The organism is Exiguobacterium sp. s157, from assembly GCF_018618205.1.
Lineage (GTDB): Bacteria > Bacillota > Bacilli > Exiguobacteriales > Exiguobacteriaceae > Exiguobacterium > Exiguobacterium chiriqhucha.
The window spans coordinates 301,351-314,637 of sequence record NZ_JACSLQ010000002.1; the positions used below are offsets into that span (position 1 = coordinate 301,351).

General features: G+C 53.8%; 14 protein-coding genes. 7 read left to right on the forward strand and 7 right to left on the reverse strand.

Going from position 1 to position 13,287, the window contains the following annotated elements; all coding sequences use genetic code 11:
- Positions 1 to 118 precede the first annotated feature (118 nt).
- The 6 genes from KNP67_RS05390 to KNP67_RS05415 are packed head-to-tail and all read left to right on the forward strand — an operon-like array spanning position 119 to position 5,528.
- Entirely contained in the window at positions 119 to 715 is a 597-nt protein-coding gene (locus KNP67_RS05390; RefSeq protein WP_031200014.1) for a glycerol-3-phosphate responsive antiterminator, read from the forward strand.
- Positions 712 to 1,803, forward strand: coding sequence for an ABC transporter ATP-binding protein (locus KNP67_RS05395; RefSeq protein WP_214756117.1), 1,092 nt, complete (start codon positions 712 to 714; stop codon positions 1,801 to 1,803). The genes KNP67_RS05390 and KNP67_RS05395 overlap by 4 nt, the downstream gene beginning before the upstream one ends.
- Positions 1,800 to 2,705 carry a carbohydrate ABC transporter permease gene (locus KNP67_RS05400; protein WP_214756120.1) on the forward strand — a complete coding sequence of 302 codons (906 nt, stop codon included), beginning with the start codon at positions 1,800 to 1,802 and terminating at the stop codon, positions 2,703 to 2,705. The genes KNP67_RS05395 and KNP67_RS05400 overlap by 4 nt, the downstream gene beginning before the upstream one ends.
- Positions 2,702 to 3,511: a carbohydrate ABC transporter permease gene (locus KNP67_RS05405; RefSeq protein WP_034779184.1), complete on the forward strand. Its 810-nt coding sequence runs from the start codon at positions 2,702 to 2,704 to the stop codon at positions 3,509 to 3,511. Before KNP67_RS05400 ends, KNP67_RS05405 begins: the two co-directional genes overlap by 4 nt.
- A 15-nt stretch (positions 3,512 to 3,526) precedes the next feature.
- Entirely contained in the window at positions 3,527 to 4,837 is a 1,311-nt protein-coding gene (locus tag KNP67_RS05410; RefSeq protein ID WP_131471406.1) for an ABC transporter substrate-binding protein, read from the forward strand.
- Position 4,838: 1 nt separating this feature from the next.
- Complete coding sequence (locus KNP67_RS05415) at positions 4,839 to 5,528, forward strand: glycerophosphodiester phosphodiesterase (RefSeq protein ID WP_214756122.1); 690 nt, start codon at positions 4,839 to 4,841, stop codon at positions 5,526 to 5,528.
- A 98-nt stretch (positions 5,529 to 5,626) separates the two neighbouring features.
- On the opposite strand, the gene KNP67_RS05420 is transcribed toward KNP67_RS05415, so the two are convergent.
- The 7 genes from KNP67_RS05420 to KNP67_RS05450 form a co-directional block, all read right to left on the reverse strand.
- Positions 5,627 to 5,974 (reverse strand): hypothetical protein, encoded by a 348-nt coding sequence (locus KNP67_RS05420; RefSeq protein ID WP_214756124.1) that lies wholly within the window; start codon positions 5,972 to 5,974, stop codon positions 5,627 to 5,629.
- 81 nt (positions 5,975 to 6,055) lie between these two features.
- Positions 6,056 to 6,208, reverse strand: a complete 153-nt coding sequence (locus tag KNP67_RS05425; protein WP_160327095.1) for a hypothetical protein — start codon at positions 6,206 to 6,208, stop codon at positions 6,056 to 6,058.
- 49 nt (positions 6,209 to 6,257) lie between these two features.
- Positions 6,258 to 6,404, reverse strand: a complete 147-nt coding sequence (locus tag KNP67_RS05430; protein WP_021066172.1) for a hypothetical protein — start codon at positions 6,402 to 6,404, stop codon at positions 6,258 to 6,260.
- Positions 6,405 to 6,480: 76 nt separating this feature from the next.
- Positions 6,481 to 7,647, reverse strand: coding sequence for a sensor histidine kinase (locus tag KNP67_RS05435; protein WP_251130790.1), 1,167 nt, complete (start codon positions 7,645 to 7,647; stop codon positions 6,481 to 6,483).
- A gap of 203 nt (positions 7,648 to 7,850) precedes the next feature.
- A complete protein-coding gene (locus KNP67_RS05440) occupies positions 7,851 to 8,567 on the reverse strand; it encodes a peptidoglycan DD-metalloendopeptidase family protein (protein WP_058764770.1) in 717 nt (238 codons plus the stop codon).
- 438 nt (positions 8,568 to 9,005) lie between these two features.
- Positions 9,006 to 9,587, reverse strand: a complete 582-nt coding sequence (locus KNP67_RS05445; protein WP_131471402.1) for a YdhK family protein — start codon at positions 9,585 to 9,587, stop codon at positions 9,006 to 9,008.
- Positions 9,588 to 9,613: 26 nt separating this feature from the next.
- On the reverse strand, positions 9,614 to 11,113 hold the full coding sequence (locus KNP67_RS05450; protein WP_251130791.1) for a multicopper oxidase family protein: 1,500 nt from the start codon (positions 11,111 to 11,113) through the stop codon (positions 9,614 to 9,616).
- A gap of 282 nt (positions 11,114 to 11,395) precedes the next feature.
- Between KNP67_RS05450 and KNP67_RS05455 the strand changes: the two genes are divergently transcribed.
- Positions 11,396 to 13,252 carry a heavy metal translocating P-type ATPase gene (locus KNP67_RS05455; protein WP_370448607.1) on the forward strand — a complete coding sequence of 619 codons (1,857 nt, stop codon included), beginning with the start codon at positions 11,396 to 11,398 and terminating at the stop codon, positions 13,250 to 13,252.
- Positions 13,253 to 13,287 lie beyond the last annotated feature (35 nt).

Sequence of the window (13,287 nt, forward strand, 5' to 3'; positions counted from 1 at the left end):
TATGACTTGTGAGACCCCTCATGCCAAGTGAATAGCAACCGGTAGAACATTCGAGAGACCAACAGAAGCCCGTACGTCGATGACGTCCTGTTTCTGTTGGTCCTTTTTTTAGGGAAGGATGATTCAAGTGAATGAAACGCTCCGCACGATCGGACAAGAGAAGATGATTGCCTCCATCAAATCACCGAAACAACTCGAGAAGTTCCTGCAGTCGGACGTGACGACGACGTTCCTCATGATGGGGACGCTCAGCACGCTCGACCGCTATGTCGCCCATTTGAAGCGCGAGAATCGGACCGTGTTCCTGCACGCCGAACGCATCAACGGCATCAGTCTCGACCGGGACGGCATCGACTATTTGGCGAAACGCGTCGGCGCCGACGGGATTGTGACGACGAAGGCGTCTGTCATCCAACACGCCAAACGGGCCGGCCTGATGACGGTGCAGCGCCTATTCCTCGTCGACTCGGACGCGATCACCTCAGGCATCAAGATGGCGAAAGACCAACAGCCGGACGCGCTCGAACTGATGCCGGGTCTCATTCCGAGTGTCATCGAGCACGTCGCGGAACACGTCTCGTTGCCGATTGTGACGGGTGGGATGATCCGAAAACCGATTCACGTGCATGAAGCACTTTCTCACGGGGCGTTCGCCGTCTCGACCGGGGATGAGCGATTATGGGCGTCGCAAGGAATGAAGGAGGATATCATATGAAATCGATTCAACTGCAGAATATCAAAAAGTCATACGACGAGACGGAAGTCATCCGTGGCATCGACGTGACGATCGAGGCCGGTGAATTCTTCGCCCTCGTCGGACCGTCGGGTTGCGGGAAGAGCACGATGCTCCGGATGATTGCCGGGCTCGAGTCAATCACGAGCGGGACGCTCCGCATCGACGGCGTCGCCGCGAACGACTTGAAACCGAGCGAACGCCAACTGTCGATGGTGTTCCAAAACTATGCGCTCTATCCGCATATGACCGTCGAGAAAAACATCACGTTCGGGTTACATACGAAAGGACTGACGAAGCTCGAGCAGCGCGAACGCTGCATGGAAGCGGCCGAAACGCTCGGACTGACCGACTATTTGAAGCGAAAGCCGCGTGAACTGTCGGGCGGGCAACGGCAACGGGTCGCACTGGCCCGGGCCATCGTCACCGAGTCACCGATCTGCCTCATGGACGAGCCGCTCTCGAACTTGGACGCGAAACTTCGGGCCAAAATGCGCTCGGAGATCCGGCAGCTGCAACGCAAGCTCAAGCTGACGATGATTTACGTTACGCACGACCAAGTCGAGGCGATGACGATGGCCGACCGGATGATGCTGTTGAACGATGGTGAGGTCCAACAAGTCGGTCAACCGCTCGATTTGTACAATAAGCCGGCGAACACGTTCGTCGCCTCGTTCATCGGTTCACCGCCGATGAATTTGACGCCGGTGCAGCGGAGTGACAAGGGCTGGATCGCCTCGGACGGACGCCTGTTCCATCCGAACACTCTGACGCGAGAAGATACGGCGACGCTCGGTATCCGTCCGGAACAAATCACGCCGGCGAAAGAGGATGTCACGTTCTATGCCGAACTGAAGAACATCGAGGTGCTCGGCACGGAGACGATTCTCGCCTTCGATATGGGTGGCGTCGAATGGCTCGCCAAATGGCCGGGACAATGGCCGCTGTCGATCGGGGAGAAGATCGCCTGTTACGTCGACCCGAAACAAATATCTTTGTTTGATACGAACGGCAATCGTATCGAACCGCGGCAACCGAAACTGTTCGAGGCGTTGGAGGTGTTCCAATGACGGTCGCCCTTCCGAGACAACGCGTCCGGACCCGATTATCGGACGCGACGAGCGGACTCCTCTACTTGTCCCCGTCGATCGCGTTATTTGGAATCTTCCTCGTCTATCCGTTGTTCCGGACGATTTACTTGAGTTTCTTTCAAACGGACACACAAGGGACGCCACTTAGCTACGTCGGCGGCGAGCATTACGCCAAGCTGTTCACGAGCGCCTCGTTTTGGCAGAGCATTCAGGCGACAGTCGGCTTCGTTCTGTTGACCGTCCCGCTCACAATCATCATCGCGCTCGGTCTGGCGCTCCTCGCCAACGAGAAGCTGCGCGGCATTGGCATCTTCCGGACGGCATTCTCGGCGACGATGGGGATGAGCGTCGCGGCCTCATCGGTCATTTGGATGTTTATGTACAACCCGTCCATCGGCATCTTCAACCGTTTCTTGGAAGCGGTCGGAGCGAGTGGGGTGCAGTGGCTCCTCGACCCGCAGTACGCGCTCCTATCCGTGTCGCTCGCGACCGTCTGGATGAACATCGGCTTCACGTTCTTGATTCTTCTCGGCGGGCTGCAAAACATCGACCGGACGCTGTACGAGAGTGCGGACATCGCCGGGACGAACTACTGGACGCAACTCCGGGCCATCACCATCCCGATGCTGTCCCCGACGCTGTTCTTCGTCGGCATCATCTCGCTCATCAATGCGTTCCAGACGTTCGGGCAAATCGATTTGCTCACGAAAGGCGGGCCGACGAATTCGACGAACGTCATCGTCTACGCCATCTATAAGGACGCGTTTATCAACTATAACGTCGGCGGGGCGAGTGCGCAGGCCGTGCTCTTGTTTCTCGCGGTGCTGGCATTGACGTGGCTCCAGTTCAAGCTCGTCGAAAGGAAGGTGCATTACCAATGACGCTTCGGAAAGTAGTCACGTATACGCTCCTCGTCTTGAGCGCCGTCGTCATGCTGTTCCCGATTGCCTACGCGTTCTCGATCAGCCTGATGGATGGGAGTGAGGTATTAAAAGGCAACCTCATCCCGCGCGACGTCACATTCGACAACTATGTCGCCGCGTTCGAGCGGATCCCGCTCATAACGTACTTATGGAACAGTCTCGTCGTCGCACTCCTCGTCATGGTCGGTCAAGTCGTCTTGTCGAGTCTTGCCGCCTTCGCGTTCGTCTTCATCGACTTCAAAGGGAAAGGGCTCATCTTCATGCTCTTCCTCGCGACGATGATGGTGCCCTGGGAAGCGACGATGGTACCGAACTTCTTGACGATTCAGTCGCTCGGCTGGCTCAACTCGGTGTGGGGGCTGTCGGTGCCGTTCTTCGCGCTCGCGTTCGGAACGTTTTTGCTAAGACAACAGTTCAAGACGATTCCGTACGAGATGTACGAGGCGTCACAAATCGCCGGCATCAGCCGCTTCCGTTTCTTTTGGAACGTCGTCTTGCCGGTGTCGAAGACACCGCTCGTCACGTTGTCGGTATATAGCTTCTTGACGACATGGAACATGTACTTATGGCCGCTCCTCGTGACAAACACGGAGCAGGCGCGCACGGTTCAAATCGGGATTAAGCAGATGCAGTCGAACGAGGTCGCCTCGGATTGGGGCGTCGTCATGGCGGCGGTCATCATGATTATCATCCCGACGCTGATGCTGTTATTCGCAGGACAAAAGCAGTTACAGGAAGGCTTGACGCAAGGTGCGATCAAATAATAGGGGGAAACGTTCATGAAAAAGAAAGCATTATTCGCAGGGTTGGCCAGTTCGGTGTTATTGCTCGGGGCATGTGGCAGTCAAGAGGCGGAAGAGGCCGCGGCGACCACGACGACGGATGGGAAGACAGAAGTCGTGTTTTGGCACGCGATGAGCGGGGACTTAGAGACCGCACTCAACAACCAAGTCGACGCTTTCAACGAGTCACAGGACGACTATGAAGTGAAACCGGTGTTCCAAGGCACGTATGAAGAGGCGCTCACGAAGTTCAACGCCGTCGCAGGGTCACCGGACGCACCAGCCATCATGCAGACGTTCGAGGTCGGCACGAAGTATATGATCGACTCGAACAAAATCACGCCGGTCCAGGAGTTCATCGACAAAGAGGACTTCGATACGGGCGTCTGGGAAGAGAACATCTTGAGCTATTATCAAGTCGACGGCAAGCAGTACTCGATGCCGTTCAACTCGTCGACACCGGTACTCATCTACAACAAAGACGCGTTCGAAAAAGCAGGCCTCGACCCAGAGAAAGCGCCGCGCACGTATGACGAGCTGAAGCAAGCGGCGAAGGCACTGACGACCGACGGGCAGACCGGTTTCACGATGCTCAACTACGGTTGGTTCTTCGAGCAACTTGTCGCCGCGCAAGGCGGGCTCTATGTCGACAACGACAACGGCCGTAGCGGGGCACCTACGAAAGCTGTCTTTGATGGGGAAGAAGGGCAGAACGCCTTCAACTTGATTAAAGAGATGTATGACGAGAAGACGTTCATGAACGTCGGTCAAAACTGGGACGACATGCGTGCCGCTTTCCAATCCGGAAAAGTTGCCATGTATCTCGACTCGTCGGCTGGGATTCGTACCGTGGCGGACAACGCTGACTTCGAGGTCGGGGCGTCGTATTTGCCGGTGCCGAACGAAGCCGATCGTGAAGGTGTCATCATCGGTGGGGCCTCGCTCTGGATGGGTGACGGGATCGCCGACGAGACGAAGCAGGGCGCATGGGAGTTCATGAAGTATGCGGCGTCGAAAGAAGCACAGGCCAAATGGCACGTCGAGACGGGCTACTTCGCCATCAACCCGGAGGCGTATGACGAGCCGATCGTCAAAGAGATGTGGGCTGAGTACCCGCAACTGAAAGTGACGGTCGATCAATTGAGTGAGACGAAAGCCTCGCCAGCGACACAAGGCGCCCTCATCTCGACGTTCCCGCAGTCACGTCAAAGCGTCGTCAACGCCATGGAGAGCCTATACCAAGGCGTATCGGTCGAAGAGGCATTGAAGCGCGCGGCCGATGAGACAACTTCCACCTTGGGACAATGACATGTTGATTTACGCACATCGCGGCTATAGCGCCAAGTATCCGGAGAACACGATCAGCGCGTTCAAGGCGGCGTTGCCTCACGTCGACGGCATTGAGCTCGATGTCCAATTGACGCGCGACGGACGCCTCGTCGTGATCCATGACGAGACGGTCGACCGGACGACGAACGGAAGCGGCTTCGTCAAGGATATGACGCTTCGACAGCTCCGCTTGCTCCGGACGGAGAGCGGGGAACGGATCCCGACGCTCGAGGAAGTACTCGTCTTGATTGAACCTTCCGACGTCACGCTCAATATCGAGTTGAAGACGGATCAATTTGATTATGAAGGAATCGAGTATTTGACGTGGCTCGCCGTCACCGAGTTCAAGTTAGAAGAGCGTGTCGTCTTCTCCTCGTTCAACCCGGACACGCTCGTCCGGTTGCGGGACGTCGCCCGCGAGGCGCGAATCGCCGTCTTGACCGGGGACGGGCATCCACGGCTCGTCGAGTTCGTCGAACGAGTCGGTGCCGAGGCGGTCCATGCCCAACCGGAGTTTATCGGGACGAGGGACGCGGCGGCGATGCGCGAACAAAATCGGTTGCTTCGCCTGTACACCATCAATGACCCGAGCGAGTTGCCGGACATGACCGGTGTCGACGCCATCATGACGGACGAAGTCGAGCGGTTCCAATCGAAGTCGCGTCATTGAAGTGAGGCTGGGATATGCCTCAGTCGATTTGTAAAAAGAGGCCAGCTGGCGCGACGTGTTCGCATCAGCTGGCCTCTTCTCATGGCAATTCTCTAGATTTAGTATTCTTTGTTCAAAGTAGTAAATTCATCTTCTTTCAAAGGTGAATCGCCTTTTGAATTATGTCCATAATAGGTGACGACGTACTCTTTCTCTTGATTGGTTTTGACGAAAAATTCATACTCGACTCTGTTTTCGTCCTCGAAATTCAAGCGATATAAGTACCCAAATTGATTCATGCTGAACTCGACATCATAGGCGCTCTGATCGATTGAAAAATGCTCAGTTAACGTTTCGTTCAAAAAAGTTTCTCGCTGATCTACCTCATGAAGAAGGAAAAAGACACCTCCTAACAGGAGTAACGCAAAAGCGAGTTGAAACTTGGGTATAGGTTTGGTAGATGCCATCTACATCAGCCTTCCTTAAATGAGATCAATCAACTGCTACCGAGTAAATATGACAAAGACCGCTCAATGAAGCGGTCTTTGTCATGTCTTCTTCGGCGAATCACTAAAAGCAAAATACAACCCGATGCCAATTGCGAGTCCAATCAAGTAGTGATCGAGCGCGATGGCAGTCGAGACACCGACGCCGAGGGCGAGCGGAAAGGCGTAGCTGCCGGTCGTTTGTTTATTGGACATGGAGCATGCCTCCTTTGTCCAATTACTACGGGCGCCGCCTCAAAAAGTTTCAAGCCTTCTTCTTCGTCCCTTGGAACGCGAAGAACATCGCGATGCCAATCCCGAGTCCGAGCCACCAGTTGTCGAACAACAGTCCGAAAATGAGAATAAAGGCGACGGCGACCGGGAGTGCCAAAAAGCCACGTTGACGTTTCATGCGAATCATCCTTTCTACGTTTCTCTTCTCGTCTGTTCCCGCTTTAAAGGTGATTCATTCAAAAAAGACGGTCTTGTCAGTCGGACGTCTCCCGTTCGGCGAGGGACGTCGCATGCGTCGAACTATTGGGATATAAGTAGATGGAGAACGTCGTGCCTTCCCCGTACACGGAGTCGGCATGGATGCCCCAGCCGTGCGCTTCGGCGATCCGTTTACAGATGCGAAGGCCGAGACCGGTTCCTTTGATCGGACGGTGTGCATCCGAGTCGACCCGGTAATACTCATCGAACACATACGGGATGGCGTCACTCGGGATGCCGATTCCGGTGTCACGGACCGACAGGACATACGTGTCGTCTTCGGTCGTCAGCTCGACGTAGACCGTGCCGCCGTTCGGCGAATACTTGATCGCGTTGCCGATCAAGTTATGGAGTAGTTGCAACAGCTTCTCCTGATCGGCCTCGAGGGTCATGTCATCCGCGGACAAGATGACGTCATGCTGGGGGGCCGTCGCTTGATAGTGCACGACGATGTCCTCGAGCAATGGTCGCAAGTCGAACGTCGACAACGACAATAACTCCACGGAATAGTTCACACGCTGGTAGTCGAGGAAATTATCGACGAGCCGCTCGAGTCGCTCGGCCTCCCGTTTGACGAGCGTCAACATCCCATGTGTTTTCTCGTCGTCGCCATGTTGGTACATGAGCAGTTCCGCGTAACCATTGATGGCCGTGAGCGGGGAACGGAACTCGTGGGACAGTTCGGCCAGGAAGGCGTCTTTCTGCTCCTCGAAGCGGATCGAGTCGGTGATGTCTCGCCACATGAGGAATGCGCCGCGCGGCGTATGTGTGAAGTTCACGATGACTTGCATCGTGCGCTCGCCGATGCGGAGCGACTTCGCATCCATGCTCGGGCAACAGCCGAACCGGTTCGTCATGAGTTCTTCCCAAAACAGCGTTACATCGTTCATATCTGCGCCGTTCCGCTCGAACGCTTCGTGGAAGAACCGGGCCATGTCTTCTGGGCGCGAGAAACGCTGGTTGACCATCGAGGGACAGATGGCGCGAAGCTGTTTGTTCGAATACAGATGGTTCCGTGTGAAGTCGATATAACAGACCGCATCTTGAACTTCTTCGACAAGTGAATGAATCGGTAACGACTGGGGTGCGTGAATCTGGTTCATTCGTTTAGCCGTCGAGCGCCCATGGTACCGGCGAGCCGGATAGAATGACTTTCGAGTCATCGCGCGAACCTCCCTTCGATATAAAGCTATATATATACGTAAAGTAATATCGACATACTCCTTTATTATACGATATTCGCCGATGATTCCCTATACCCCCCATAGACCTAGCTAGAAATGGGTCACAACCGGGATAGTCGGACGGAATGCGCACGATTCTAGGAAAAAACACCTTCCTCGTATGTTAGAGGAAGGTGGTAGGATTAGAACAACGTATACGGGTTGACGCTATTGGCAGCCGTCGAGCTGCTGTAGACGTATTTATTTTTATGGATTTCGAAATGAAGGTGGCTTCCGAACGAGTTGCCGGTGTTGCCGACCGTTCCAATTTTCGCGCCTTTGGCGACTTTTTGTCCTTTGACGACGTTCAAACGATCCATATGGGCGTAGACGCTCGTGTACGCTTGACCGTTGATCGTGTGCGAAATCATGACGTGGTTACCGTACGCTCCATAGTTGCGGGCGACGATGACTTCACCGTATGCTCCAGCTTGGACTGTCGTGCCTTTCGCGGCCGCCAAGTCGATGCCGTTATGGAACGTGTAGCCGTATTTGCCGCTCGCCGGGCCATACCCTTGCGTCAACGTGCCTTTCGCAGGAATCAAGAACTTGCCCGCTGTCGCTGTTTGGAGTGACGTGCTGCTATATTTTTTAACATATGTACTCGAGACGTATTTTGTACTGCCGTTATAATTGATTTTTGTCCATGAACCGGTCGCGCCGAGATAGGTGAACGTTTGGCCGAGTTTGGCACTGCCGACTTTTTGATAAGACGTCGATGGGCCGCTCCGCACGTTCAAAACATTCGTCGTGACTTTGACTTTATACGATGTAGCTGCCTCTACCGGTGTCGAAGCGGGAAGTGTCAAGCCGGAAACAAGAAGGGCGCCTAATGTGATCGTCATCAGTTGTTTTTTCATAGTATGGTAAATCCTTTCAATTATGGAACAATGCGACAGAACAATGATAATTACCTTATAAAAAAATTTTACCATCAAAAAATAGATTCTAATATGTCATTTATATTTCAAAAAAGTATAATCGTTATGAAAACGATTATGTATTAGAGAAAGTCCAGTCATATCAACGAAAATGAGACATACAACGTTTTGTTGGTAAAAGGATATGTGCCTAAAATTCAAAAAAACTCCGATTTCTCGCTGTTTAGCTTTTGAAAAACAGGGTAATTTTAATTAGTTTAGCCTAGATAAAAAAAGGCTAATGAGAATCAATCTCTTTTGTCAGTTGTTTCCTTGAAATGCTTCGTCCCATACATAAGAAAAACCGAGGCATGTGCCCCGGTTTCACTTGCCTGCTCTTACTGAGAAGGCGTGACCACGTTCCGACAAACGTCTCGATTAAGGTGCCGACAGTTCTTCCTCGGTGACCCATTTATGGTTGGTCACTTCTTCGCCGGATTCTAACGTGAAGTCGACCATATAGACCGTCGTCTCTTCGACAGAATCGATGGTAGCAGTCGTTCCGCCCATACCGCTCATATGCTCGGCATTGACTTCAACCTCGTCGCCGACCTCGTACGGGTCGTCCTGTGCACCTTCAATCTCTTCATGAATGATCCATTTATGGTCTTTGACGCGCTCGCCTCCGTGCATCGGGTCGTACGAGATACTGTAGGCGACCGTATCGTAGGCGCCGACGATGGTCGCTTCCGCGCCTTCCATGCCAGGCATATGGGCCTCTGTGATGACGGCCGTGTCGCCGACCGCGAACGTCGGGTTCTCTGCTGACTTCAAGCCTTCGGGGACGTCACCAGACCCGGACATGTCCATTCCTGAATGGTCGTTCCCGTCCATCGTCTCTTCCATTTGATCATTCATGTTCGTATCATTATTCGTCGTGTCGTTTTCACCACAAGCAACGAGTAAACCGCTCAGTGAGAGTGCCATCGTCATCATTCCGAGTTTCTTATTCCATTTCATTCATATTCCCTCCAAGTAAAGTGTGATTAGTCTACTTTCAATTGTCCCATCATCCCGTTTTCTTCATGCTCCAGGATGTGGCAGTGATACATAAACGTCCCTGTCTCTCGAAACGTCATTTCAATGTTCACTTTCTCGCCCGGTGCGACGGCGACCGTATCTTTCCAGCCACGTTCGTTGTCAGGCGGAGGCTTGCCGTCCCGTTCAAGTATCCGGAATTGGACGCCATGGACGTGGAACGGGTGGGTCATCCCGCCCATCATGTCCTCTCGGTTATAAATTTCCCACACCTCGGTCGAGCCTTGCCGGACGTTAATGTCAATCCGGTCAGGGTCGAACTGTTTGCCGTCAATCGTCACCATATTGCCCATCCCGAACAACGTGAGGCGTCGGTCGGCCTCGCTCGACTCGTTAGTGACAGGGGCTTCCGTGAAAGCTGCCGTCCAATCACCGTCTTGCTCGATGTGGTCGCGCACCGTGAACGTCGTGAACGGGATCCCATCTGCTTGAAGAGCGATGTCGTCCTCGAGAGACAAGTCGGAAAAGTCGATTAAAATCTCGGCCCGTTCACTAGGTGTGAGCGTCAACGTCTCAAGCGAAACCGGTTGGTCGAGCAACCCGCCGTCAGTCGCGATTTGAGTGAACGCCTCCCCGTTCGATAGGGAGAAGTCGAGATTCCGGGCGTTAGAGCCGTTGACGAGACGGACGCGTAACGTGTTCGTCGTCACGTCGAACGTTGTATTGATCGCTCCGTTCGCAATCAACGTATCACCGACCGTCCCATCGATGTTCATCTGGCGGTCGTAATCGAGTTGTCCGTCGGCTGTGAAGAGACGGTCTTGAACGATGAGCGGGATGTCATCAACACCGTATTCATTCGGCAACCCGGTCTCCGCTTGGTTCGTCACGTACAAGAGTCCGGCCAAACCAAGGTATACTTGTTCGGCCGTCGCGCCCATCGGATGCGGGTGAAACCAGAGTGTGCCCGGTTCTTGGTCGATATCGAGACGAACTTGTCTTTGTTCACCCGGGGCAATCGATTGATGGGGTCCGCCGTCTTCGGCTCCCGGGATGACGAGACCGTGCCAATGGAACGAGGTCGGTTCATCGAGCTGATTGATTGTATTGATATAGACGGTCTTTCCAGCTGGTAATTCAATCATCGGTCCGAGCAAATTCCCGTTATAGCCGAGCGTCTCGGTACTGACACCTTGATTGAAAAATCGGTGCTCGCCACGTTCGGTACGAACCGTATAATAGAGCGCCTCGTCCGTGACACGGTCAGGTCGTAGCCGTTCCGGGATGGGGAGTCGTTGATTCGGTTCGTTCGACGCGACGAGCTCGACGGTACCCCCACGTCCCATCCCGCCGTTGCCATGCATCATGCCACCATCGTTTCGATCTCCCATGAATGAACCGTTTCCCATCATCCAGTTTCCAGGAGCAAACGTGAACAAAAGCAAGAACAATCCAATCACGATACTGACTATAACCATCCCAATGACCCATTTCGTTACGCGGTTCATAAGGCATCATCCTTTCGGTTAAAAGCGAGAGCCTATTTAGTTATACCAACAAGTTATGAAATATTTGTTAAACGGAAAATAAGTTTTTATATACTATATAGGGGTATATGGTATGCATAGGAGGTGGTCAACGTGGAACATTCACACCACGCGTCATCTCATCATGAACACGGGGAAGCGCATGACTCGCATACCGGCGGACATGAAGGGATGATTGAAGAGTATAAGCGTCGATTTTTCGTCTCGTTAGGGCTGACGATCCCGATTCTCATCTTGTCAGATATGATTCAAGAGTGGGCCGGTTTCGAACTCACGTTTCCTTATGAAAAGGAGACGCTATTCGTGTTGGCGACGATTGTGTACGTCTACGGAGGGTGGCCGTTTTTGAAAGGGAGCATCGATGAATTGCGTCAACGAAATCCGGGGATGATGATGCTGATTGGACTTGCCATCAGCGTCGCGTACTTCTATAGTGTTGCCATCGTGTTCGGATACGGGCATGGGCATGACTTCTTTTGGGAGTTGGCGACGTTAATCGTCATCATGTTGCTCGGGCACTGGATTGAGATGCGCTCAATCATGGGTGCGTCGAACGCGTTGCAACAGCTCGTTCGTCTATTACCGAGCGTGGCACACCGCATCAACGGGAGTGACATCGAGGACGTTCCCGTCTCGGCGCTCGCTGCTGGGGATTTGATTCTCGTCAAACCGGGCGAGCAGATTCCTGTCGACGGGGAACTGCTGAAAGGGCGGACGACGGTCGATGAGTCGATGTTGACCGGTGAATCGATGCCTGTCGAAAAAGAGACCGGGGATGTCGTCATCGCAGGATCAATCAACCAAGAAGGTAGCATGACGATTTCGACGACAAGCACGGGAGAGAGCACATACTTGGCGAAAGTCATCGACTTGGTCAAAGAAGCGCAGGAATCCAAATCGAAAACGCAAAACCTAGCCAATCGGGCCGCCAAGCTCTTGTTTTATGTCGCCGTCGGATCGGGAGTTCTGACGTTCGCCATTTGGGTCGCTCTCGGATATCCGGTCAGTATGGCTGTCGAACGAATGGTCACCGTCATGGTCATCTCATGTCCGCACGCGCTCGGTCTCGCGTCTCCGCTCGTCGTGGCGGTCTCGACAGCCCTGTCGGCGAAACGCGGACTGTTGATTCGGAATCGGACTCAATTCGAAGAGGCGCGTCATCTCGATGCGGTCATTTTCGATAAGACGGGAACGTTGACGCAAGGCGATTTCGGGGTGACGGACATTGAAGCCGCATCTGCTCATACAGAAGAGGACGTGTTACGTCTGGCCGCCGCGGTCGAGACGGCCTCGCAGCATCCGCTCGCACGAGGCATTCTTCGGGAAGCGGAAGCACGCAAATTGACGTTGCCTGAAGTCGTCGATTTCGCTTCGATCACGGGGGTTGGATTAGAAGGACAGGTAGAGGGAGGTCACGTTCAAGTCGTCAGCCCCCGCTATATTCGGGAGCATGAGCTCTCAATTGACGAAACGGCGTTCGACCAGTTATCAGCCGCCGGGAAGACCGTCGTCTTCACGATTCGAGACGGAGACTTGGTCGGTATGATCGCCTTGGCGGACATGGTTCGCGATGAAGCGAAAGAGACGGTCCGAGCGTTGAAAGACCGGGGCGTCCGTTCGATCATGCTCACTGGTGACAACCGAAAAGTGGCCGACTGGGTGGCGTCGCAACTTCATATCGAGGAAGTGTACGCCGAAGTGTTGCCGGATGATAAATCACGGCAAGTGCAAACCGTCCAAGCCGACGGCAGCAAAGTGGCGATGGTCGGGGACGGCATTAATGATGCACCGGCTTTGGCCCAAGCGGACGTCGGCATTGCCATCGGGAGCGGCACCGACGTCGCCGTCGAAACGGCCGATATCGTTCTCGTCCGGAGCAACCCGAAAGACGTGCTGTCGATTCTCGACTTGTCTCGCAACACATACAACAAGATGATTCAGAATCTGTGGTGGGCCGCCGGCTATAACATCGTCGCCATCCCGCTCGCGGCCGGTGTGTTGGCCCCAATCGGCATCATCTTGTCACCGGCCGTCGGTGCCGTGCTCATGAGTCTCAGTACCGTCATCGTCGCGCTCAATGCCCGGACGCTCAAGCTTTAACAATTCTTTCATCTTTGGTCTCTATAATGAGGAGG